Origin of the sequence: Kouleothrix sp., from assembly GCF_046328425.1 — a bacterium.
Classification (GTDB): domain Bacteria; phylum Chloroflexota; class Chloroflexia; order Chloroflexales; family Roseiflexaceae; genus Kouleothrix.
Genome location: NZ_JAXLWP010000036.1, coordinates 34,217 through 53,913, shown reverse-complemented (window position 1 = coordinate 53,913; position 19,697 = coordinate 34,217). Strand labels below are relative to the sequence as shown.

The 19,697-nt window shown below is 69.1% G+C and carries 17 protein-coding genes; 4 read left to right on the top strand and 13 right to left on the bottom strand.

The window, feature by feature from the left end:
- Window positions 1-4: 4 nt before the first annotated feature.
- The 10 genes from U0177_RS25650 to U0177_RS25605 form a co-directional block, all read right to left on the bottom strand.
- The gene (locus tag U0177_RS25650) at window positions 5-706 is read right to left on the bottom strand and encodes a response regulator (RefSeq protein ID WP_409573520.1); all 702 of its coding nucleotides are present in this window, start codon (window positions 704-706) and stop codon (window positions 5-7) included.
- A complete protein-coding gene (locus tag U0177_RS25645) occupies window positions 699-3,428 on the bottom strand; it encodes a DUF4118 domain-containing protein (protein ID WP_409573519.1) in 2,730 nt (909 codons plus the stop codon). Before U0177_RS25645 ends, U0177_RS25650 begins: the two co-directional genes overlap by 8 nt.
- A gap of 93 nt (window positions 3,429-3,521) precedes the next feature.
- Complete coding sequence (locus U0177_RS25640; protein WP_409573518.1) at window positions 3,522-3,983, bottom strand: hypothetical protein; 462 nt, start codon at window positions 3,981-3,983, stop codon at window positions 3,522-3,524.
- Between the two features lie 7 nt (window positions 3,984-3,990).
- Entirely contained in the window at window positions 3,991-4,593 is a 603-nt protein-coding gene (kdpC, locus tag U0177_RS25635) for a potassium-transporting ATPase subunit KdpC (RefSeq protein ID WP_409573517.1), read from the bottom strand.
- Window positions 4,594-4,790: 197 nt separating this feature from the next.
- Window positions 4,791-4,913, bottom strand: a complete 123-nt coding sequence (locus tag U0177_RS25630; RefSeq protein WP_409573516.1) for a hypothetical protein — start codon at window positions 4,911-4,913, stop codon at window positions 4,791-4,793.
- Window positions 4,914-4,937: 24 nt separating this feature from the next.
- Window positions 4,938-7,070 (bottom strand): potassium-transporting ATPase subunit KdpB, encoded by a 2,133-nt coding sequence (kdpB, locus tag U0177_RS25625; RefSeq protein ID WP_409573515.1) that lies wholly within the window; start codon window positions 7,068-7,070, stop codon window positions 4,938-4,940.
- A gap of 186 nt (window positions 7,071-7,256) precedes the next feature.
- Window positions 7,257-9,059: a potassium-transporting ATPase subunit KdpA gene (gene kdpA / locus U0177_RS25620; RefSeq protein WP_409573514.1), complete on the bottom strand. Its 1,803-nt coding sequence runs from the start codon at window positions 9,057-9,059 to the stop codon at window positions 7,257-7,259.
- The gene (gene kdpF / locus U0177_RS25615; RefSeq protein WP_409573513.1) at window positions 9,059-9,148 is read right to left on the bottom strand and encodes a K(+)-transporting ATPase subunit F; all 90 of its coding nucleotides are present in this window, start codon (window positions 9,146-9,148) and stop codon (window positions 9,059-9,061) included. Before kdpF ends, kdpA begins: the two co-directional genes overlap by 1 nt.
- Before the next feature lie 294 nt (window positions 9,149-9,442).
- A complete protein-coding gene (locus tag U0177_RS25610) occupies window positions 9,443-10,351 on the bottom strand; it encodes a carbohydrate kinase family protein (RefSeq protein WP_409573512.1) in 909 nt (302 codons plus the stop codon).
- A gap of 221 nt (window positions 10,352-10,572) precedes the next feature.
- Complete coding sequence (locus tag U0177_RS25605; RefSeq protein WP_409573511.1) at window positions 10,573-11,193, bottom strand: 4-vinyl reductase; 621 nt, start codon at window positions 11,191-11,193, stop codon at window positions 10,573-10,575.
- Between the two features lie 220 nt (window positions 11,194-11,413).
- On the opposite strand from U0177_RS25605, the gene U0177_RS25600 reads away from it, so the two are divergent.
- On the top strand, window positions 11,414-12,754 hold the full coding sequence (locus tag U0177_RS25600) for a cytochrome ubiquinol oxidase subunit I (protein WP_409573510.1): 1,341 nt from the start codon (window positions 11,414-11,416) through the stop codon (window positions 12,752-12,754).
- Window positions 12,741-13,793 (top strand): cytochrome d ubiquinol oxidase subunit II, encoded by a 1,053-nt coding sequence (locus U0177_RS25595; protein WP_409573509.1) that lies wholly within the window; start codon window positions 12,741-12,743, stop codon window positions 13,791-13,793. Before U0177_RS25600 ends, U0177_RS25595 begins: the two co-directional genes overlap by 14 nt.
- 208 nt (window positions 13,794-14,001) lie before the next feature.
- On the opposite strand, the gene U0177_RS25590 is transcribed toward U0177_RS25595, so the two are convergent.
- Together U0177_RS25590 and U0177_RS25585 are read right to left on the bottom strand one after the other, a co-directional pair.
- Window positions 14,002-15,225 (bottom strand): aminotransferase class III-fold pyridoxal phosphate-dependent enzyme, encoded by a 1,224-nt coding sequence (locus U0177_RS25590; protein ID WP_409573535.1) that lies wholly within the window; start codon window positions 15,223-15,225, stop codon window positions 14,002-14,004.
- 398 nt (window positions 15,226-15,623) lie between these two features.
- Window positions 15,624-16,994 (bottom strand): phosphotransferase, encoded by a 1,371-nt coding sequence (locus U0177_RS25585; RefSeq protein WP_409573508.1) that lies wholly within the window; start codon window positions 16,992-16,994, stop codon window positions 15,624-15,626.
- 267 nt (window positions 16,995-17,261) lie between these two features.
- On the opposite strand from U0177_RS25585, the gene U0177_RS25580 reads away from it, so the two are divergent.
- Complete coding sequence (locus U0177_RS25580) at window positions 17,262-17,894, top strand: MBL fold metallo-hydrolase (RefSeq protein WP_409573507.1); 633 nt, start codon at window positions 17,262-17,264, stop codon at window positions 17,892-17,894.
- 4 nt (window positions 17,895-17,898) lie between these two features.
- A complete protein-coding gene (locus tag U0177_RS25575; protein WP_409573506.1) occupies window positions 17,899-18,279 on the top strand; it encodes a hypothetical protein in 381 nt (126 codons plus the stop codon).
- 32 nt (window positions 18,280-18,311) lie between these two features.
- Here the strand turns inward: U0177_RS25575 and U0177_RS25570 are convergent, their stop codons facing one another.
- Window positions 18,312-19,472 carry a DUF2201 family putative metallopeptidase gene (locus tag U0177_RS25570; protein ID WP_409573505.1) on the bottom strand — a complete coding sequence of 387 codons (1,161 nt, stop codon included), beginning with the start codon at window positions 19,470-19,472 and terminating at the stop codon, window positions 18,312-18,314.
- Window positions 19,473-19,697 lie beyond the last annotated feature (225 nt).

Sequence of the window (19,697 nt, the reverse complement as noted above, 5' to 3'; positions counted from 1 at the left end):
CGGCTCACTCTTCGAGCCTGAGCCGGTAGCCGACACCCGGCTCGGTCACAAGGTAGCGTGGCCGGGCCGGGTCGGCCTCGAGCTTGTGGCGCAGCTGGCCCATATACACGCGCAGGTACGCCGTCTCGGTGGTGTAGTTCGGGCCCCACACCGCGCGCAGCAGCTGCTGGTGCGTCACAACTTTGCCGGCGTGCTGGATCAGCTCGGTGAGCATTTTGTACTCGATCGGCGTGAGGTGCACCTCGCTGCCGCCCACAGACACCTGGCGGCGCGCGAGATCGACCTGCAGCGCCCCGACGCGGAACAGCGGGTCGTCGTGCTCGGAGCCACGGTGCTGCTGGTGTCGCAGGGCCACGCGCAGCCGCGCCAGCAGCTCGCCAACGCCGAACGGCTTGGTCAGGTAGTCGTCGGCGCCGGCGTCGAGCGCGGCGATCTTATCGCTCTCCTGGCCGCGCGCCGAAAGCACAATGATCGGCATGCGCGCCCACTCGCGCAGCTGCCGCGTCACCTGCAGGCCGTCGATATCCGGCAGCCCGAGGTCGAGAATAATCACGTCGGGCGCCTGGCTGGTGGCCAGCAGCAGCCCTTCCTGCCCGGTGGTAGCCTCGAGGCAGCGGTAGCCGTGGCCCAGCAGCGTGGCGCGCAGAAAGCGGCGGATCTGCAGCTCGTCTTCGATCACCAGGATCGTATGTTTCGGCTCAGGCATCGGGCTCATCCTGCAGCTGCGGCGGCGTGCCTTCAAGCGGCAGCGTAAAGCGGATGACCGTCCCGCCGCCGGGGCGGTTCTCGGCCCAGATACGCCCGCCGTGCGCGGTGATAATACCATGGCTGATCGCCAGGCCCAACCCCGCGCCCGCCGCGCCGGCGCTGCCCTGGCCACGGTAGAATTTTTCGAAGATCCGCTGCTCGTCGCCGGGCGCGATCCCGGCGCCGCGGTCGGCCACGGCCACCAGCACCTCGCGCGGGCCGCTGGTGGCGCTGATCGCGATCGGGCTGCCGGGCGGCGCGTACTTGGCGGCGTTGTCGAGCAGGTTCGCCAGCACCTGGCCGATCAGCGCGCCGTCGAGCGGCACCAGCGTCAGGCCCGGCGGCAGCTCGACGGCGACCGGGCGGTCGCGCAGCGCCTGCTCCAGGCGCTGCAGCACGGTGCCGATCACCTCTTCGAGCGGCTGCCACTCCTTCACCACCCGCACCGCGCCGGCCTCCAGCCGCGTCATATCGAGCAGGTTGGTCACCAGGCGGTTGAGCCGGTCGGCCTCGTCGGAGATCGCCAGCGCCAGCTCCTGGCGGGTGGCGGGCGGCAGCATAGCCTCCTGATCGGCCAGCACGCTGGCGGCGCCGGTGATGCTGGCCAGCGGCGTGCGCAGATCGTGCGAGATCGTGCTGAGCAGCGTGCTGCGCAGGCGCTCGGTCTCGGCCTGCACGCGCTGGCGCTGGGCCTCGTCGGCCAGCTGGGCGCGCTCGAGCGCCAGCGCGATCTGGTTGGCGAATGTCTCGAGCAGGTGGCGCTGGTGCGGCGCGATCACGCGCTGCGGCTGGGCCGGCTTCAACCCGAGCACGCCCACGCCGCCCTGCACGCCGAGCAGCGGCAGGTACAGCGCCTGCGAGGCCGGCAGCGTGGTGGTGCCCATGCCGGCGATCTGGCCGTGGTCGTACACCCACTGCGCCACGCCGACGTCGCGCGCGTCGGGCACGAACACCATGCGCTGCTCGACATCCTCGCGCCACCAGCCGCTGACATCGCCCCACGGCTGCAGGCGCCTGGCCGGGCCGCAGGGCAGCAGCAGCACCACCTGGCTCTCGAAGGTTTCGTGCAGGTGGCGCACCGCCGCGCGCAGCAGCTGCGCGGCCTCGCGCACGTTCGCCAGGTCGCGGCTCATGGCGTAGAGCGCGGCGGTGCGGCGCTCGCGCTGGCGCGCCGCGTCGGCCTGCTGGCGCAGGCGCACCGTCAGCGTGCCCACCACCAGCGCCACAAACAGCAGCGCCGCGAATGTCAGTAGGTACTGCGTGTCGGAGACCACGAATGTCAGGAAGGGCCGCACAAAAAAGAAATCGAACGCTAGCACGCCGAGCACCGCCGCCAGGATCGACGGCCCGCGGCCGTAGCGCAGCGCCACAGCCATCACCGCCAGCAGGTAGGCCATGATCACATTCGCCTCGGCAAACGATGGGTACAGCACGCGCGCCAGGTAGCCCAGGCCGGTGATCAGCACCAGCACGGCAATGCTCGCCAGGTAGCCGTTCCAGCCGGCCGGCTCCTCAGGCGCGCGCAGGCGCGTGGGCGCGGGCTCGGGCTCCTCGCTGATCACATACACGTCGATCTCGCCGCTCTGGCGGATCAGCGTGCCGACGAGCGAGCCGAACAGGCGCTCGCGCCAGCGCGGGCGGCGCGGCTTGCCCACGACGATCTTGGTGACATTGTGGGTGCGCGCGAACGCCAGCAGCTCATCGACGACATGCTCGCCGCTGAGCGTCGCTACCTCGGCGCCGAGCTGCTCGGCTAGGCGCAGCGCCTGAAGCACCTCGTCCTGGGCGCTGGCGGGCAGCCGCAGCTCGGCCGGCGCCTCGACATACACCACGTACCAGGGCGCGCGCAGCTGCATGGCCATACGCCGCCCGGTGCGAACCAGCCGGCTGGCCGTGGCGCCGGCGTGGACGCCGACGAGCACGCGCTCCTGCGCCGGCCACACGGCGGTGATCGCCTGGTCGCGCCGGTAGCTGCGCATCTGCTCGTCGACGCGGTCGGCGGTGCGGCGCAGCGCAAGCTCGCGCAGCGCGATCAGGTTGCCCTTGCGGAAAAAGCTCTTGATCGCGCGGTCGGCCTGCTGCGGCACATACACCTTGCCCTCGCGCAGCCGCTCCTGCAGCTCGTCGGGCGGCAGATCGACCAGCTCGATCTCGTCGGCGCGCTCGAGGATCGAGTCCGGCACGGTCTCGCGCACGGTCACGCCGGTGATCTGCGCGACGACGTCGTTCAGGCTTTCGACGTGCTGCACGTTCACGGTGCTGTACACGCTGATTCCGGCGTCGAGCAGCTCGGCGACGTCTTGCCAGCGCTTGGCGTGGCGCGACTCGGGCGCATTGCTGTGCGCCAGCTCGTCGACCAGGATGAGCTGCGGGCGGCGGGCCAGCGCTGCGTCCAGGTCGAACTCGCGCAGCACAATGCCGTGGTAGGCGATCTCGCGGCGCGGCAGCAGCGCAAGGCCCTGCAGCAGCGCCTCGGTCTCGGCGCGGCCGTGGGTTTCGACAACGCCGGCCAGCACGTCGGCGCCGGCGGCCTGCTTTTCGCGGGCCTCGCTGAGCATGGCGTAGGTCTTGCCAACCCCCGGCGCGGCGCCGAAGAAGATCTTCAGCCGCCCGCGCGCCGGGGCGTGGGTTTCCTGACGCATCTGGTCGAGGATCGCGTCGGAATCGGGTCGTTGCTGCATACCAGCCCGGGCGCGAGCCCCAGGCTCGCGGCCCGCCTCTTATAGGTAGAACTTACGCGGTGCGCGTTTTGCCTTCGGCAGAGCGGTGAGTTATTAGCCCTTGCCCTCGACAAAGCCCTTGGGGTTGTCGGGCACGAAATCGACGCTGACGAACGTATGGCCGATCGCGCGCTGCAGCTCGCCCGAGCGATAGATGTAGATCTGGCGCGTGACCGGGTGCTTGAACTGGTACAGCTGCTGCGGGTCGATGTAGCTTGAGTTCATCATGGTGACGAACTCGAGCGGCTGGCCGTCGACCACCGGCACCATGGTCGGGTCGGCGCGCAGCAGCTCGAGGTAGTTGCGCGCCTCGCCCATCCAGGCCACTGCAGTATCGTGGGCGGCGGGCGGCGCCGGCGCGTAGCGCGCCGCCAGGCGGCGGGCGGTGTGCTCGGGCAGCAGCAGGCCACACGCCACGCCATGCAGCGTCAGCACGGCCGGCTCGCCGCTTGCGCTTACAGCCTCCACCGCCGCCGTCCAGTCGATCGAGTCGCCGGCAAGTTCGATTGTTCGCATATGCTGCTCACTTCAGTGTATCGAGATCGAGGTTCAGCGCGAGCACATTCACGCGCGGCTCGCCCAGCAGGCCCAGCGTGCGGCCCTCGGTGTGCTTCGCCACCAGCTCGCGCACGCGCGCCTGATCGAGGCCGCGCGCCCGCGCCACCCGCGCCACCTGGTACGCCGCAGCGGCCGGGCTGATCTGCGGGTCGAGGCCGCTGGCCGAGGCTGTGACCAGATCGACCGGGATGGGCGCGGTGTTGCCGGGGTCGGCGGCCCTGAGCGCGTCGACGCGCGCCTGCGCCGCGTCGCGCAGCGCCGGGTTGAGCGGGCCGTAGTTCGAGCCCGACGAGCCGGTGAGCCTGTCGGCGTTGAATGCGGTGTAGGGCACCGGCGCGGTGGCCGAGAGCCGGCCCCAGAAGTATTTCGCGTCGTCGAACTGCTGGCCGATCAGCGCCGAGCCAACCGGCTGGCCGGACGCGTTGGTGATTATACTGCCGTTGGCCTGGTACGGAAACAGCGCCTGCGCGACGCCGGTCACCAACAGCGGGTAGATCACGCCGGTGATGAGCGTCAGGCTGAGCAGCGCCACAAGCGCCGGGCGGAGCTGAGAGCGGAGAGTTGCCATCTGAGTGTCTTCTTTCCTATATAGGACGCAGGACGGAGGACGCAGGACGGAGGACGGAGGACGGAGGACGAAGGACGGAGGACGCAGGACGCAGGACGGAGGACAGAGGACGAAGGACGGAGGACGCAGGACGGAGGACGCAGGACGAAGGACGGAGGACGCAGGACGGAGGACGCAGGACGGAGGGCGACGGTTTGTCATTCGTCATTCGTCTTTGGTCGCTTGTCATTCGTCTTTGGTCCTTCGTCTTTGGTCACTTGTCCTTCGTCTTTGGTCACTTGTCCTTCGTCTTTGGTCACTTGTCCTTCGTCTTTGGTCATTCGTCTTTGGTCGCTTGTCAATCATCACGCCAGCCGCAGCGCCACCAGGAGCATGTCGATGAGCTTAATGCCAATAAACGGCACGACAATGCCGCCGAGGCCGTAGATCAGCAGGTTATCGCGCAGCAGCGTGGCCGCGCCCACCGCGCGGTAGCGCACGCCGCGCAGCGCCAGCGGTATCAGAAAGATAATGATCAGCGCGTTGAAGATCACCGCCGACAAGATCGCGCTCTCGGGCGTCGCCAGCGCCATCACATTCAGCCGGTTCAGCGCCGGGTAGGTGCTGGCAAATGCCGCCGGGATGATCGCGAAGTACTTCGCTACGTCGTTGGCGATCGAGAAGGTCGTCAGCGCGCCGCGGGTCATCAGCAGCTGCTTGCCGATCTCCACCACCTCGATCAGCTTGGTCGGGTTCGAGTCGAGGTCGACCATGTTGCCGGCCTCTTTGGCGGCCTGGGTGCCGCTGTTCATCGCCACGGCTACGTCGGCCTGGGCCAGCGCCGGCGCGTCGTTGGTGCCGTCTCCGGTCATCGCCACCAACCGCCCGCCCTGCTGATACTCGCGGATGAGCTTGAGCTTGGCCTCGGGCGTGGCCTGGGCCAGGAAGTCGTCGACGCCGGCCTCGGCGGCGATTGCCGCAGCGGTGAGCGGGTTGTCGCCGGTGATCATGACGGTTTTGATGCCCATGCGCCGCAGCTCGCCGAAGCGCTCTTTGATGCCGCCCTTGACGATGTCTTTGAGCTGGATGGTGCCGAGCACCTGCGCGCCGTCGGCCACCACCAGCGGCGTGCCGCCGGCCTTGGCGATGCCCTCAACCGTCTCGCGCACGGCCGGCGGGAAGTCGCCGCCCAGCCCGCGCACATACGTCTCGATCGAGTCGGCCGCGCCCTTGCGGATCTGGTGGCCGTCGAGGTTCACGCCGCTCATGCGCGTCTGCGCGGTGAAGGGCACAAACTCGGCGCCGAGCTCGTGGATGGCGCGCTCGCGGATGTTGTACTGCTCTTTGGCCAGCACCACAATGCTACGCCCCTCGGGCGTCTCGTCGGCCAGGCTCGAAAGCTGCGCCGCGTCGGCGAGCGCGCGCGGGTCGTTGCCATTGGCCGGGAGGAATGCGGTGGCCTGGCGGTTGCCCAGCGTGATCGTGCCGGTCTTGTCGAGCAGCAGCACGTCTACGTCGCCGGCTGCTTCGACCGCGCGGCCCGACATGGCGATCACATTCGCCTGGATCATGCGATCCATTCCGGCGATGCCGATCGCGCTGAGCAGCCCGCCGATCGTGGTGGGGATCAGGCACACCAGCAGCGCCACCAGCACGGTCACCGTCACCGGGCTGCCCTGGCCGGCGGCCGTGACGCTGTAGATCGAGAACGGCAGCAGCGTGATGGTGGCCAGCAGAAAGATGATCGTCAGCGCGGCCAGCAGGATGTTCAGCGCGATCTCGTTGGGCGTCTTCTGGCGCTTGGCGCCCTCGACCATGCCGATCATGCGGTCGAGAAACGTCTCGCCGGGGTTGCTCGTCACCCGCACCACCAGCCAGTCGCTCAGCACGCGCGTGCCGCCCGTCACCGCCGAGCGGTCGCCGCCGCTCTCGCGGATCACCGGGGCGCTCTCGCCGGTGATCGCGCTCTCGTCGACCGAGGCGACGCCCTCGATCACCTCGCCGTCCATGGGGATGAAGTCGCCGGCCTCGATCAGCACCACGTCGCCTTTGCGCAGCTCCGAAGCCGCTACCACTTCATGGGAATGGAGGATGGATGGCGAGGGGCGAAGGCTCGCGTCATCACCACTGCCATCTTTCACCTTTCGCCGTTCGTCGTTCGTCAGTCGCTTCGCCTGCACATCGCGCCGGGCTTTGCGCAGGGTGTCGGCCTGGGCTTTGCCGCGGCCCTCGGCCATCGCCTCGGCGAAGTTCGCGAACAGCACGGTGAACCACAGCCACAGCGCAATCGCCACGATAAAGCCGGCCGGCGCTTCGCCCTGGCCCAGCAGCGCCTGGAGCGCCAGCGCGCTGGTGAGCACGCTGCCGACCTCGACGACAAACATCACCGGGTTTTTGAGCTGATGGCGCGGGCTGAGCTTCTTAAACGAGTCGGCCAGCGCGCGCCGCACAATCGGCGGGTCGAACAGCGGGCGGGCCTTGTTGGGTTGAAGGGTCATAGTTTCCTCAATATCAGGGCTTACGCGGCTGCCCGCATTTCGCGCATGATCTGCCTGGGGCAGCATGGTGCTTGCCGATTCTTTGTGTAGATTTTCCGCGCTACGCGCAGAAAATCTACACAACGAGAAAAGAAGTACCGCTCTGCCGAAGGCTAAAAACGCAGACTGCGTAAGCCTTAATTAATTCTACTGAACCATCATTAAGTGCTCGACGATCGGGCCGAGCGCCAGCGCCGGGATGAACGTGAGCGCGCCGACGATCAGCACCACGCCCACCAGCATCGCCACAAACAGCGGCGTGTGGGTTGGCAGCGTGCCAGGGCCAGCCGGCACGAGCTTCTTCTTCGCCAGCGAGCCGGCAATCGCCAGGGTGGGGATGGCCAGCCAGTAGCGCGCGAAGAACATCGCGATGCCCAGCGCGGTGTTGTAGAACGGCGTGTTGGCGCCAAGCCCGGCGAAGGCGCTGCCATTGTTGTTGGCGGCCGAGGCGAAGGCGTACAGCACCTCGCTGTAGCCGTGCGGGCCGGGGTTGTAGATCGTGGCGGTGCCGGCGCGCGTCATCAGCGCGGCGGCCGTGCCGATCAGCACCAGCGCGCCGGGGATCAGGATCACCAGCGACGACATCTTCATCTCGTACGCCTCGATCTTCTTGCCGAGGTACTCGGGCGTGCGGCCGACCATTAGCCCGGCCACAAACACCGCGATGATCGCGAACACCAGCATGCCGTACAGCCCCGAGCCGACGCCACCATAGATCACCTCGCCAAGTTTGATCAGAAACATCGGCACCAGCCCGCCTAGCGGGGTGAACGAGTCGTGCATGGCGTTGACCGAGCCGTTTGATGCTGCGGTGGTGGCGCTGGCCCACAGCGCCGAGTTGACAATGCCGAAGCGCGTTTCTTTGCCCTCCATGTTGCCGCCGGGCTGCGCATCGCTGGCGGCCGTGTCGGCGCCGAGGCGCGCCAGCTGCGGGTTGCCGCTCTGCTCGGCCAGCACCGCCCCCAGCAGCAGCGGCACAAAGATGATCGTCATGGCCGCGAGGATGGCCCAGCCCTGCCGCGTGTCGCCCACCATTTTGCCGAACGTGTAGCACAGCGCGGCGGGGATCAGCAGGATCGCCAGCAGCTCGAGGAAGTTCGCCAGCGGCGTCGGGTTTTCGAACGGGTGGGCCGAGTTGGCGTTGAAGAAGCCGCCGCCGTTGGTGCCGAGCTGCTTGATCGCGATCTGCGAGGCCGCCGGCCCCATCGGCAGCGTCTGCCGCGTCACTGGCACGGTCTCGGCCACGTCGTTGCCGCTAGCATCCTTCAGCGGGTTGCCGTTGGCATCCAGCTTGGGCTGCTGGTAGCTCTGCGGCTGCACCAGCGGCACATCGGCGTAGCTGCCGAAGCTCTGCACCACGCCCTGCGACACCAGCGCCAGCGCGAGCAGCAGCGCCAGCGGCAGCAGGATGTACAATGTCGATCGTGTTATGTCGACCCAGAAGTTGCCGATTGTCGCGGCCGAGCGCGCGCGCAGGCCACGGATCAGCGCCACCAGCGTAGCCATGCCCGACGCGGCCGAAACGAAGTTCTGCACATTCAGGCCGAGCATCTGCGTCAGGTAGCTCATGGTGGTCTCGCCGCCATAGCCCTGCCAGTTGGTGTTGGTCACAAAGCTGGCCGCAGTGTTGAAGGCCGAGTCGGGCGATACCGCGCCGAGGCTTTGCGGGTTGAGCGGCAGCAGCGCCTGAGCGCGCTGCAGCAGGTACAGCACGAGAAAGCCAGCAAGGTTGAACAGCAGCATCGCGACCGTGTATGCTTTCCAGTCCATCTCGGCGTCGGCGCGCGTGCCGAACAGCCGGTAGAGCAGGCGCTCAAGCGGGCCAAGCACGCGGTCGATGCCGACCGGCTGGCCGTCGTAGACGCGGGCCATGTACCAGCCAAGCGGCTTGGCGAGCGCGATCAGCACCGCCAGGTACAGCAGCAGCTGCAGGCAGCCGTTGAGTGTCATCAGAATAGCTCCGGTTTCAAAAGCGCCACGAACAGGTACACCAGCAAGGCCAGCGATACAATCGCCCCAACCAGATACAGCGCGGTCATTGGCGTGCTCCTATAGTCGCTCGCATAGCTTGATAAGCCCCCACGACAGGGCGAACAGCAGCACTGCCGCGGCCAGGTACAGCAGATCCATCGTCTAGCTCCTTTGGTTTCCGGCGCGCCGCATCGCCGGCGCGCATCGCTGCTGCCGCTGATCATAGCGAGGTTGGTATAAAGATAGCGTTGGGATTTGTGGCGCGGGGTATAAAAATTCCATAAAGATGCGCCGGCGCGGCGCAGCAAAGCGGGGGCGGCAAGCCGCCCCCGCCACACACCAGCTTCTTAGCCAGGCGCGCCCTAGCCCGGCAGCTCGGCCAGCAGCGCCTCGAGCGCGGCGTGGCTCAGGAAGCCCTCGGCCGCGCCGATGGAGCCGATCTTGTAGCCGGCGAACACAATCGCGCGCTGGATCGCCGCGTAGGGGTCGGGGGCGGCGGCGTAGGAGTGCAGAAACGCCGAGAACAGCGCGTCGCCCGCGCCGATGGTGCTGACGATCGGGCGCGCGGCGTGGGCCGCGAAGCGCCCAACGAAGCCGTCGGCGCGCACCGCCAGCAGCGCGCCGCCGGCGCCCAGCCCCACCACCACGATCGGCGTGCCGTAGCGCTGCTGCACGCGCGCCGCCCACGCCTCGGGGTCGCACGGCAGCAGCTCGTGGCTCATGAACAGCAGGTCGGCGGCGGCCATGAAATCGCGGTTGTAGGCGTCGTCCAGGTCGCCGATCGCGTGCACGTCGGTGGCCACCGCGATGCCGCGCGCCTTGGCGCGCGCCAGCATCGGGCGCGAGAAGTTGATGTTGCACAGCGCCGCCAGCGCGCAGCCGTCGAGGGCGCGCTCGAGCTGCTCGGGCGGGTAGCGCAGCTCCTGAATGTCTTTCAGGTCGGTGTTGATCTGCCGGCGCCCGGCGGGGTCGTACAAGATCGCCGACTGCGCGGTGGCCTCGGCCAGCGCCAGCACATCCGCGCCGGGCAGGCCGTCGGCGCGCAGCTGCGCGTCCACCAGCGCGCCGGGCATATCGCGGCCGACGATCGACGCGAGGCGCACGCTGTCGCCCAGCGTCGCCAGCGCCTTGGCCACGTTGTAGCCCACGCCCGCGACGGTGCTGCGCACGCCGAAGAACGGGTAGCGCACCGGCGAGTACTCGATCGGAAAGCGATCGACCTGCACGGTCGTCTCGATGTTGATCAGGCCGGAGACAAAGATTGTGGTCACGGTGCGTCCTGCGCTATTGCGAGATCGGATGGGGCTGTGTTTGGCGGGCAGCCGCGCAGCCACCTTGCGGGAAGCGAGGCCACACCAGCCAGCGCGTGGCGCGCGCATGACTCAGGGCACGGCGACACCTGCTTCTGTATTACGACCATACCGCTGCGTACGGGTTGGTTCAATTCGCGGGGTTTCGCGGCGATCATTCTCTGCCTCTACGTGCTCGGCGCCTACGCTGGCGAGCGGCCGACGCGAATGCGGCAGAGCTGGCCGCCGCTGGCGATGCACTCGGTCTCTTCGACGGGGTAGCTCTCGCCGGTGGCCCAGCGCAGCGCCTCGCCATAGAAGCCGATCGGAAAGTAACAGATCGGGCGGGTGGCCTGGCTGCCGGCGCAGTACGGGCAGGCGCTGATCTCGACATAGAAGCCCTCGGCGTCGTCGTAGGTGCGGTGCGGCGTGCGCAGCAGATCCTCGGCGATCTTGGCCGAGCGCGAGAGCACCAGCTTGACCTTGGCGTCGGTTGGCAGCACCTTGAACGCCGCGCCGGCCAGCGCCGCCAGGCCCTTGTTCGTCTCGCGAAAGTGCTTGAGCGAGTTGCGCCCGGCACGCAGCAGGATCGGCTTCATGCCCTTGTCGCCGAAGATGCGGAAGGCCGTGGCAAACAGATGGCTCAGCTCGGCCACCGTGGCCGAGGGCGTATCGTCGGCCGGGGGCAGCTCGCCGCCGGCGTAGAAGCGCGCCAGGCCGGCCTGGGCGAACAGCAGGCGCAGGCTGCGCTCGCCAAGGTTGTCGATGATACTTTCGCACACCTGCCGGAGCACCTGCGACGGAATATGCTGCTGGTCGGTCATCGGGTTCCTCCTGCGCTATGCCGCGTGCCGCTGCGCAAGAGTATAGCATACTCTGTTTTGGCCTGGGCCGCCGCTCGTGCAGCGTCGGCCCTTCCCGCCTGCCCCGATACGGGTGCGGTCGGCGGTTTGCGGCAGCAGCGCGCCCTGGCTATAATGGTCGGGGGCCTGCCGCTGCCCATCTACCGGCGGGCACGAGGGATACAGGGGGAAAGGGGAGCATATGTCCGATCTTCTAGCTGCGCGCTCGCAGATGGCCATGTCGCTGGCGTTCCACATTATCTTCGCGGCGGTCGGCATCGGCATGCCGCTGCTGATGGTGGTGGCCGAGGGGCTGTGGCTGCGCACGCGCGACGAAACCTACCTGACGCTGGCGAAGCGCTGGGCCAAAGGCACCGCCATCCTCTTCGCGGTGGGCGCGGTGTCGGGCACGGTGCTGTCGTTCGAGCTGGGGCTGCTGTGGCCGGGCTTCATGCGCTTTGCCGGCCCGATCATCGGCATGCCGTTCTCGCTCGAGGGCTTTGCGTTCTTCACCGAAGCGATCTTTCTTGGCGTGTACCTGTACGGCTGGAAGCGCGTGTCGCCGCGCGTGCACTGGCTGGCGGGCGCGCTCACCGCGATCAGCGGCGCGATCTCGGGCGTGTTCGTGGTGATGGCCAACGCCTGGATGAACACGCCCACCGGCTTCCGCATGCAGGGCGGCCAGCCGGCCGACATCGACCCGGTGGCGGCGATGTTCAACCCCAGCTGGTTCCAGCAGACGCTGCACATGACCATCGCGGCCTACCTGGCCACCGCCGCAGCCGTGGCCGGCATCCACGCCTTTATGCTGCTGCGCCACCCCGCCGATCGCTTTCACCGGCGGGCGCTGGGCATCGCGCTGTGGGTGCTGGCCATCAGCGCCGTGCTCCAGCCGATCAGCGGCGACCACAGCGCCAAGGTGGTGGCCAAGACCCAGCCGGCCAAGCTTGCCGCGCTCGAGGGCCAGTTCCGCACCGAGCGCGGCGCGCCGCTGCGGATCGGCGGCCTGCCCGACCCAGCGAGCGAGACGACGCGCTACGCGCTTGAGATCCCGCGCGGGCTGAGCTTCCTGGCGCACGGCGACTTCGACGCCGAGGTGGTAGGCCTCGACCAGTTCAAGCCCGAGGATCGGCCCAACCCGGTGGTGGTGCACCTGGCGTTCCAGGTCATGGTGGCGGCCGGCATGGCGCTGATGGGCCTGGGGCTGCTGTGCGCGCTGCTGGCCTGGCGCCGCCGCGGGCTGCCGCGCCAGCGCTGGCTGCTCTGGCTGATCGTGCTGGGCGGGCCGCTGGGCTTCGTGGCGATCGAGGCCGGCTGGGTGGTCACCGAGGTCGGCCGCCAGCCCTGGGTGATCTACGGCCTGGTGCGCACCGCCGACGCCGTCACGCCCATGCCCGGGCTGGCGGTGACGTTCACCACCTTCACGATCCTGTACCTGTTTCTGGCGGCCGTGGTCGCCTGGCTGATGTGGACGCAGATCATCAACGCGCCGCACGCCGAAGGCCACGGCCAGCACGAGGAGGCCGGGCATGCCATCGCTTGAGCTGGTGGTCGCCGCGATCATGCTGGCCGCGCTGATCTTCTACGCGCTGCTGGCCGGCGCCGACTTTGGCGGCGGCGTGTGGGACCTGCTGGCCGGCGGGCCGCGCGCGCAGCAGCAGCGCGCGCTGATCGCCAGCGCGATCGGCCCGATCTGGGAGGCCAACCACGTCTGGGTGATCTTGGTGATCGTGCTGCTGTTCACGGCGTTCCCGCCCGCGTTCGTGGCGATCATGACCGCGCTGCACATCCCGCTGACGATCATGCTGATCGGGATTGTGCTGCGCGGCGCGGCCTTCACCTTTCGTACCTACGACTCGCAGGCCGACGCGGTGCAGCGCCGCTGGAGCCGGGTGTTCGCGATCGCCAGCGTGATCACGCCGATCATGCTGGGGGTGTGCATCGGCGCGATCGCCTCGGGCACGATCACCGTCGAGGGTGGCGTGGTGACGAGCGGCTTCTTCGCGGCGTGGCTGGCGCCGTTCCCGTGGGCGGTCGGCGGCTTCGCGCTGGTGCTGTTCGCGTTCCTGGCCGCGGTGTACCTTACCGTCGAGGCGACCGACACGGCGCTGCGCGAGGATTTCCGGCGGCGCGCGCTCGGCGCGGCGGTGGCTGTGGGCGTGCTGGCGCTGCTGGTGTTCTTGCTCTCGGGCGCCGGCGCGCCGCGCATCCGCGCCGGCATCAGCGCCAGCGCCTGGGCCTTGCCGCTGCAGGTCGCCACCGGCGTGGCGGCGGTGGGCGCAATCGGCGCGCTGTGGACGCGGCACTACCTGCTGGCGCGCGGGCTGGCGGCCGCGCAGATCACGCTGATTATGCTTGGCTGGGCGGCGGCGCAGTTCCCCTACCTGGTCGAGCCGCATATCACGATCGCCGACGCGGCCGCCCCGCCCGTGACGCTGCGGCTGCTGTTGATCGCGCTCGCGGTGGGCGCGCTGCTGCTGTTCCCGTCGCTGTACTTTTTGTACCGGATCTTCAAGGGGCCCGAGGTGTTTAGCCTGGGGCTGAGCCCGCGCCGCGAGCAGGCCCGGCGCGACAGCGAATGATACAGCCTCCGGCGATAGTATATCCATAGTATCGTGTCCATTTTCCGCGCTGCGCGCGGAAAATGGACACAGAAGATGCACACGTACCGTGCTGCCGCAGGCTCAATCTCGTACCGTGAGGAAGCCGAATCACGCACGTGCGTAACCCGTAAGGAATTTCGGAGGCGGCGAAGCCGCGCCCACACCCCCACCATGCTGCTGCAGGCGGCTACACCGCCACGCCCTCGCGCAGCGCGCGATCGAGCATCGCCGCGAAGAACTCGGCATTGGCCCGGCTGAACACCAGCGGCGGCTTGATCTTCAAGATGTTGTAGTGATCGCCGGTGGGGTAGACGATCACGCCCAGCTCGCGCATGCGCTCGGCCAGCGCCAGCGCCTCGGCGGTGGCAGGCTGCTTGGTGTCGCGGTCGCGCACCAGCTCGACGCCCATATACATGCCCAGGCCGTACACCGCGCCGATCAGCGCGTGCCGGCCCATCAGGTCGCGCAGCGCGGCTTTGAAGTGGCGCCCAACCTCCAGCGCGCTGGCCTGCAGCCCCTCCTGCTCGATCACGTCGAGCACGGCCATGCCCACCTCGCACGACACCGGGTTGCCGCCGTAGGTGTTGAAGTAGCTGGTGGTGGCGCGAAACGCCTCGGCGATCGCCGGCGTCGTCACCACGGCCGAGAGCGGGTGGCCGTTGCCGATCGGCTTGCCCATCGTCACAATGTCCGGCACGACGCCCTGCGTCTCGAAGGCCCAGAAGTGCGTGCCGACGCGGCCAAAGCCCACCTGCACCTCGTCGGCGATGCACACGCCCCCGGCCGCGCGCACTGCGGCGTAGACGTGCGGCAGATAGCCGTCGGGCAGGGCGATCCCGCCCGACGAGCCAAGCAGCCCTTCGGTGAAGAACGCCGCCGGGCTGCGGCCCTGCGCGCGCACGCGCTCGATCGCGGCGCGCACCTCGGCCGCGTACTTTTCGCCGCACGCCGGGTCGTCGGCGCCGTAGGGGCCACGGTAGGTGTTCGGCCGCATCACGGCGTGCACCCACGGCCGGGTGTCCTTGGCGGCCGGGTTGTCGAGCAGCGAGGTGCTGATCTCGTCTACGGCGGTGGTGTTGCCGTGGTACTCGCCGTCGATCACGATCACGTCGTGCTGGCGGGTGTAGGCGCGCGCCAGCCGCAGCGCCAGGTCGTTGGCCTCGCTGCCGGTGCACACAAAGAACACCACCCGCAGCGGATCGGGCAGCAGCGCCGTCAGGCGCTCGGCGTACTCGACCATGCTGCCGTAGAGGAAGCGCGAGTTGGTGTTCAGCAGCGCCATCTGGCGGTGCGCCGCCGCCACCACGCGCGGGTGGCCATGGCCAACATGCGCGACGTTGTTGATCGCGTCGAGGTAGGCGCGCCCGGCGTCGTCGTACAGGTACTGCCGCCATCCGCGCACGATCCGCATGGGCTGCTGGTAGTAGTACTCCTGCGCCCGCTGCACCACGCGCCCGCGCCGCGCCAGCAGCTCGGCGGCGCTGGCCTGCGCGGGCGCGGCCGGCGCGGCGCGGCCCAGCACGGCGCTTGGGTCGGGGCACAGGCTCAGCCAGGCGGCGCGCGAGCGCGCCTGCCCCAGGCCGGGCAGCCGGCCATCCAGCAGCGCGCAGCCGATCTGCAGGTGCAGGTGCGGGGGCAGAAACGACTCGTCGCCTGCCTCGGCCACGGCCGCGATAGGTTCGCCGGCGGCGATCTCGGCGCCGGCCGGCAGCTCGGCGCGCGGCAGCACGCCGGCGTAGCGCGTGAAGAACGCCACGCCCGGCCCCGGCGCGTGCCGCACGATCAGCTCGCGCGCGTCGGCCCGCTCCACTACCCGGCCAGCGCCGCGCACCGGCGTGCCCGGCGGCAGCAGTATGTCGGCGCCAAGGTGCAGCGCCGCCGGCTCGTCGGGCGTGTCGGGCCGGCTGTAGGGCAGGCGCACCTCGCCGTAGCGCCCGAGCGCGGGGCCTGTGCCGAGCGCGGCGCGCAGCGCCGAGGCTGCTGCCACACCCCGTCGCGCAGCAGCTCCGAGCCGACGCCCAGGTCGAGCGCGGGCGCGCCGTCCAGCAGCTCGGGCGGCACCACCGGCGCCATCCGGCCGTGGTTCTCGGCCAGCCAGCCCCGCACCGCCGCAGCGCCAGCGTATGGCTCAAGGCCACAGGCCGCGCGCAGGCTCGCCAGCGCCAGCTCGGGCGCGATGTCGCGCAGCTGGCGCAGCACCGGCCAGTCCTGCTCGCTCAGCTCGCGCACATACGCGTTCTCGGGCTCGAAGTGCAGCTGCTGGGCCACGCTCACAGCCACCACGCAGCGGCGCAGGCACACCATCGGGAACAGCACCGCCAGCTCGTCGTCGCCGAGCGGGCGCTCGCGGTGGTAGGCCACCACCATCGGCGCGGCAGCGGCCAGCGGCTCATACGCACCCGAAAGCGCACCCTCCGAGACGGCCACCGCCAGCTCGCCGATGGTGTAGCTGCGCACCATATCGCCGAAGTCAATCAGCCCCGACACCGCCAGCCGCCCGGTGTCGTCGTGGCTCAGCAGCAGGTTGTAGCTGGTGATGTCGCAGTGGATCATGCTGGTGGGCAGCCGGGCCAGCAGCGGCGCGGCGTGAGCCTCGTAGCGTTCGAGCATGAGCCCGATCAGCGCGCGGTGCTCGGGCGCGGCCACGTACGGCAGAAACGCGCGCACCACCTCGGGCGCGTGGCGCATGTCCCACTGGCTCACATGCGCACCGGCCGGGTGGTCGAAGCCGCGCAGCCGGTGCGCCAGCACTCCGGCGAATTGGCCGATCGTGGCCAGCAGCGCCGGGCCGGGCGCGCTGGTGATATGCGCGAGCATCCGGCCGGGCATGAACGTCAGCAGGCGCACAAAGTAGCGCTCGCCGTCGCGCTCGGCCACCGGCATATCGTCGCCGCCGCGCGCCGCGATCAGCCGCGGCGTGGGGAAGGCGGCGTCGCGCGCGGCCAGGTGCGCCAGCGCACGGTTCTGCAGATCTAGCTCGTCGAAGCTTGTGGCGGCGTTGGCGATCTTCAGCACGAACTCGCGGCCGTCGTCGCCCACAAGCTGGAAGTTTTGATCCTGAAAGCTGCCCAGCGGCCTGACCTTCAGCGCGCTCACGCCGTAGTGCTCGCGCGCCAGCGCCTGCGCCTCGGCCGCCGAAAACCGCGGGCACACGCTTGCCTGCGGGTCGAATGTGCTCATCGTCGCCTCCGCCATCTGCTCGTTCGGGATGGCGCTATGATACAATAGTTTATGCAATCTCGTCGCTTGAGGAAGCCGAAAAGCGCAAGTGCGTAACTCCTAGTACCAAATCCGGCTGATCGCTTGGATTATGGTGGGGGTTCAGGGCGGCTTCGCCGCCACCTATTCTTTTCTTGTGGCGCCCGGCAAAGCCGGGCGCCGCACAAGCAAGTAATCAAACGGAGTTGGTATAAGTTTACTCAGAAGCTGTTTGAGAGAGGAGCCTATATGCCCCAGCAGAACGCCATGGAGCTGCGCACTCGCGCGGTCGGGCCCTGGTCCATGAACAGCTACGCGCTGGTGTGCCCCGACACGCGCGCCAGCGTGCTGATCGACCCCGGCGCCGACCCTGCGGCGCTCGACGCGATGCTCGCCGGCAGCGCGCCGGTGGCCATTCTGCTCACGCACACCCACCCCGACCACGTCGGCGCGCTTGAGCCGATGCGCGCGCGCCTGGGCGTGCCGCTGCTGGCGCACGCCGGGCCGTACTTCAAAAGCTTGCAGCTCGCCGCCGACCGCGTGCTGGCCGACGGCGACACGGTCGCGGTTGGCCGCCACACGCTGCGCGCCATCGCCACGCCCGGCCACCTGCCCGACATGCTGTGCTATGCGATCGAGGGCGACCGCCGCGTCGTCGTCGGCGATACGATCTTCGACGGCGGGCCGGGCCGCACCACCTCGGCGGCTGATTTCAAGACCACGCTGCGCGTCCTGCGCGACGTGATCCTGGGCTGGCACGACGACACGGTGTGCTACCCCGGCCACGGCTCCGAGTTCCGCCTGGGCGACAAGCGCGCGGCGATCGAGGCGTTTCTCGCGCGCGACCACGGCGAGTTCTTTGGCGACGCGACATGGGAGTGAGCATATGAGCAACGCGGAGAAGCACGCGGCGCTGTTTGCCGGCCGCTGGATCGGCGAGACGCAGGGCTACGATGCGCCGGCGCACGTCTGGGAGATCGCGGCGAGCGGCCAGAGCCTGACGATCGACACGCGCTGGGAGGGCGAGGCGCGCGGCGCGCGGCTGCACGCCAGGGCGCTTGAGGATGTGCCGGCGTTCGCGCTCGAAGACAAGCTGGCGGTGCTGGTTGGGTCGCAGCACTTTGTGATTCGCGCGTGGGACACCAACGACACGCGCGGCGGCGTAGGCCCGCACTACGATGTGGTGTTCTCGCGGCCGGGCGTGGCCGAGCTGCAGGCCTACGAGGTGTGGCTGCGCTACACCGCAGGGCTCCCCACCGAGGAGTAGGCGAAAGCGCAGCTTTGCCCCCGCCCGGCGTGCTACTTTGCGCTCGGCAGCAGGCGCACCGTCTGGCCGAACGGGAAGCGATCCAGCGCCATGCCGCCGGGCGTCACCACCCACAGCACCGGGCAGCGCGGCGGGCGCTCGGGAAACTCGCCATAGCCGTCGGTAAGGTAGATCGCCACCGACGGCTCCCACGGCGGGCGGTATTTCGGGATGCGCTCGAAGAATGGCCGGAAGTCGGTTCCGCCGCCGCCCTGCACCGGCGGCAGCGGCGAGCTTGGCGTGAGCCGGTGCGGGCCGTACAGCGCCGCGTCGGCGTAGTACAGGTCGCAGCGCAGGTGCGGGTAGGCCCGCAGGATGCCGCGCACCTCGCCAAGAAACAGCTCGACGGCTGCCCGGTCGATCGAGCCGCTGGTATCGACGGCCAGCAGCACATTGAGGTGCTCGCCCGAAATCGTTTCCAGGTACATGCCGCGCCCGACAAAGCGCCGGTCGAAGTGCTGGAAGTCGGTCGGCGTCTGCACCAGGTAGCGCCACAGGTAGCTGCGCCAGTCGAGCTTCGAGGGCACCAGGCTGCCCAGCTCGCGCGCCAGCCCGGCGGGCGCCTTGCCGATCGTGGTGCCCTCGGCCACGATCTTCGCCTGCTCGTGCGCCTGGCCCCAGTGCTTCTCGAGCGCCCGCTTGCGCGCCTCGGCGTCGGCCGGCTCGCCCGGCTCGTCGCCGGACTGCGCGTCGGCAGGGCGGGCGTCGAGCAGGTCGGGCTGCGGCTGCTCGTCTTCCTGCTGCTGATCGCGCAGCAGCTGCTCGTACACCTCCTCGACGCTCAGGTGCTCGAGCTGCTGGTTGCGCAGCCCGCCGGCCGGCAGGCTGTAGCCCTCGTGCGCCAGCATGCCGTTCACCACGTAGTCGGCGGCGATGTTCCACAGGCGCGGGTCGCGGCCGCCGCGCCGCGGCACGTGCAGCAGCGCGGCGTGCAGCACCTCGTGCACCAGCACGGCGTCCTGCTCGGCGGTGGTGAGCGTGTCGAAGAAGCGCGGGTTGACGAAGATCGTGCGGCCGTCGGTGGCGGCGGTGGGGATCTCGAAGCTCACCTCGAAGCGCGCGAACAGCGCCAGCGAGGTGAAGAACGCGCTGCGGGCGTGCATGCGCAGCAGCGAGGCGCTTACGATCTGGGCGGTGTTCGGGTCGAGCTGCATAAAGGCTCCGGGCTTGGTATTACAACGGGATTTTACTCACCACAGAGACACAGAGAACACAGATACCAAATCCACGTATCCACTTGTTCTGGCGGGTGCGGCCACGAATGTGGCCGCCACCCGCCAGAAGGGCAGGCGAGGGGCATAGCCCCTCGCGCACCTTTTCAAAGAGGCTCTTAGGAGTTACGCACTTGCGCTGTTCGGCTTCCCCAAGCGACGAGATTG

What these genes read in the sequence shown, in the direction of transcription:
- U0177_RS25650 (WP_409573520.1), bottom strand. Translation starts at nt 706, where the DNA reads ATGCCTGAGCCGAAACATACGATCCTGGTGATCGAAGACGAGCTGCAG.
- U0177_RS25595 (WP_409573509.1), top strand. Translation starts at nt 12,741, where the DNA reads ATGCCATCGCTTGAGCTGGTGGTCGCCGCGATCATGCTGGCCGCGCTG.
- U0177_RS25590 (WP_409573535.1), bottom strand. Translation starts at nt 15,225, where the DNA reads ATGCGGATCGTGCGCGGATGGCGGCAGTACCTGTACGACGACGCCGGG.
- U0177_RS25640 (WP_409573518.1), bottom strand. Translation starts at nt 3,983, where the DNA reads ATGCGAACAATCGAACTTGCCGGCGACTCGATCGACTGGACGGCGGCG.
- U0177_RS25605 (WP_409573511.1), bottom strand. Translation starts at nt 11,193, where the DNA reads ATGACCGACCAGCAGCATATTCCGTCGCAGGTGCTCCGGCAGGTGTGC.
- U0177_RS25570 (WP_409573505.1), bottom strand. Translation starts at nt 19,472, where the DNA reads ATGCAGCTCGACCCGAACACCGCCCAGATCGTAAGCGCCTCGCTGCTG.
- U0177_RS25575 (WP_409573506.1), top strand. Translation starts at nt 17,899, where the DNA reads ATGAGCAACGCGGAGAAGCACGCGGCGCTGTTTGCCGGCCGCTGGATC.
- U0177_RS25580 (WP_409573507.1), top strand. Translation starts at nt 17,262, where the DNA reads ATGCCCCAGCAGAACGCCATGGAGCTGCGCACTCGCGCGGTCGGGCCC.
- U0177_RS25585 (WP_409573508.1), bottom strand. Translation starts at nt 16,994, where the DNA reads ATGAGCACATTCGACCCGCAGGCAAGCGTGTGCCCGCGGTTTTCGGCG.
- U0177_RS25645 (WP_409573519.1), bottom strand. Translation starts at nt 3,428, where the DNA reads ATGCAGCAACGACCCGATTCCGACGCGATCCTCGACCAGATGCGTCAG.
- kdpF (WP_409573513.1), bottom strand. Translation starts at nt 9,148, where the DNA reads ATGACCGCGCTGTATCTGGTTGGGGCGATTGTATCGCTGGCCTTGCTG.
- kdpC (WP_409573517.1), bottom strand. Translation starts at nt 4,593, where the DNA reads ATGGCAACTCTCCGCTCTCAGCTCCGCCCGGCGCTTGTGGCGCTGCTC.
- U0177_RS25600 (WP_409573510.1), top strand. Translation starts at nt 11,414, where the DNA reads ATGTCCGATCTTCTAGCTGCGCGCTCGCAGATGGCCATGTCGCTGGCG.
- kdpB (WP_409573515.1), bottom strand. Translation starts at nt 7,070, where the DNA reads ATGACCCTTCAACCCAACAAGGCCCGCCCGCTGTTCGACCCGCCGATT.
- U0177_RS25630 (WP_409573516.1), bottom strand. Translation starts at nt 4,913, where the DNA reads ATGACCAAAGACGAAGGACAAGTGACCAAAGACGAAGGACAAGTGACC.
- kdpA (WP_409573514.1), bottom strand. Translation starts at nt 9,059, where the DNA reads ATGACACTCAACGGCTGCCTGCAGCTGCTGCTGTACCTGGCGGTGCTG.